This window comes from Thermococcus sp. (genome assembly GCF_027066465.1).
Lineage (GTDB): Archaea > Methanobacteriota_B > Thermococci > Thermococcales > Thermococcaceae > Thermococcus.
The window spans coordinates 1-2,335 of record NZ_JAMONU010000099.1; the positions used below are offsets into that span (position 1 = coordinate 1).

A 2,335-nucleotide genomic window follows, 5' to 3' on the forward strand; every position below is an offset into this window, starting at 1 on the left:
CAGGGTTCCGCGCTTTCTCTGCAGGTGGGTTCACCTCCGCGTAAACGACACGGAAACTCCTTTCACTTCCCTCTACGAGCCGGGAGAGGTCATAAGGATGCCGATTGCCCACGCGGAGGGCAACTATTACATTGACAACCCCTCAAAGGTCAGAATAGTCTTCCAGTACAGCGACGAAAAGGGAAACGTGAGCGAAGAAGCCAACCCCAACGGCTCTGTTCTGAACATAGCGGCGATAGCCAACGAGCGTGGCAACGTTCTCGGAACGATGCCGCACCCGGAGCGCGCGAGCGACCGCTTTCTGGGGAGTGAGGACGGCCTGAGGCTGTTCAGGAGCATGGTTGAGTGGGCGAGGAGGTGAGGAAATGTTCCCGCACGAGAGGAAGCTCATCCGCGAGCGCCTGAGAAGGGAGCCGAACGAGCTCGAGTGGGCAATGCTCGAGGTCATGTGGAGCGAGCACGCCTCCTACAAGTCGAGCAGGCCCTGGCTCAAGCTTCTCCCGACGGAGAACGAGCACGTGATTTTAGGCCCCGGCGAAGATGCCGGAATAGTGAAGTTCGACGACGAGACGTGGATAGCCGTTGGAATCGAGAGCCACAACCACCCGAGCGCGGTCGAACCCTACGGAGGTGCCGCAACCGGAGTTGGCGGAATTGTGAGGGACGTACTCTGCATGGGTGCGAGGCCAATTGCTTTGCTTGACCCCATACGCTTCGGCCCGCTGGAGAAGGAGCGCAACCGTTACCTCTTCGAGGGGGTTGTTAAGGGAATAGCCGATTACGGCAACAGGATAGGCGTTCCGACCGTTGGGGGCGAGACCGAGTTCGACGAGAGCCTCGATAACTACACGCTCGTCAACGTCGCCTGCGTTGGCATCATGAGGCCGGAGCACCTCGTCCACAGCCACGTGACCGAACCGGGCCTCAAGCTAATCCTCGTCGGCAACAGAACCGGCAGGGACGGGATTCACGGCGTAACCTTCGCGAGCGAGGAGCTGGGCGAGAACATCGAAGAGGACCGCTCGGCCGTTCAGATTCCCGACCCCTTCACCGAGAAGCTCCTCATCGAGGCCACCCTCGAGGCCGTTTACACCGGCAAAGTTAAGGCGCTCAAGGATTTGGGGGGCGGGGGACTGACCTGCGCCGCCTCCGAAATGGCTGGCAAAAAGGGCTTTGGGGCAGTAATATACGCCGACAGGGTCCCTCTCCGCGAGCCGGGCATGACGCCGACCGAGGTTATGATTTCAGAGAGCCAGGAGAGGATGCTCTTCGCGGTTAAGCCAGAGGACGTCGAGGAAATAGGCAGGATTTTCGAGGAGTACGAGCTTGAGTGGACCGTCGTCGGCGAGACGATTGATGAACCACGCTTCGTCGTCTACTGGAAGGGCGAGAAGGTTGCGGATTTGCCTGTAGAGCTTTTGACTGAAGTTCCAACGATAGAGTGGGAGCTGAAACCTTACAGCGCCGAGGGACCGGTCGAGACGCCGGGCATTTCGTTTGGAGAAGCCTTCGACCTCGTCTGGGGCAGTCCGAACATCTTGAGCAAGTGCTGGGTCTGGGAGCAGTACGACCACGAGGTTCAGGGGAGGACTGTTCTTAAACCGGGTAGGGACGCGGCGGTTCTTAAGATAAACGACGAATATGGTTTGGCTTTCGTCGCCGACGGGAATCCGAACCACAGCTACCTGAACCCCTACCACGGCGCGATGGGGGCCGTTGCAGAGGTGGTGAGAAACCTGGTCAGCGTTGGGGCCGAGCCTCTGGCCCTGGTCGACAACCTCAACTTCGCCTCGCCCGAGAGGCCCGAGGTCTACTGGAGCTTTGCCGAAACTGTTAAAGGCCTGGCGGACGCGGCGAGGGCCTTTGACCTGGCTTACGTCAGCGGGAACGTGAGCTTCTACAACGAGGTCGTTGATAGGCCAATAAAGCCGACTCCCGTCGTTGCAGGTCTCGGAAAGGTGAAGCTTGAGGATATTCCTCAGGGGGCTTTCGAGGGAGGCCTCCTCATCGGGGTGGTTGGCCTCACGAAGCCCGAACTCGGCGGCTCCGAGCTCTTCGCGAGGCTCGGCGTTGAAGGTGGCCTCGCACCGCGCGTGAACCTTGAGGAAGAAAAAGCCAACGCGAGCGGAGTCCTCGAGGCAATAAGGAGGGGCCTCGTCAAAGCGGTTCACGACGTGAGCAGGGGTGGCCTCGCGGTCGCTTTGACGGAGATGGCCGTTGCTGGAAAGACAGGCTTCACGGCCGACCTCTCGAAGGTTCCCTCCGAAACCTCCAGCCCAATCGAGGTCGCCTTCAGCGAGAGCCACTCAAGATACATCGTGGCGTTCCCGGAGAA

The 2,335-nt window shown here is 59.9% G+C and carries 2 protein-coding genes; both read left to right on the top strand.

Annotated features, from left to right (window positions below; translation table 11 throughout):
* On the top strand, positions 1 to 361 hold a 361-nt coding region (locus tag MVK46_RS04755; RefSeq protein WP_297535502.1), incomplete at its 5' end, for a phosphoribosylformylglycinamidine synthase subunit PurQ.
* A 4-nt stretch (positions 362 to 365) separates the two neighbouring features.
* A partial coding sequence (gene purL, locus MVK46_RS04760) for a phosphoribosylformylglycinamidine synthase subunit PurL (protein ID WP_297535503.1) occupies positions 366 to 2,335 on the top strand: 1,970 nt, incomplete at its 3' end.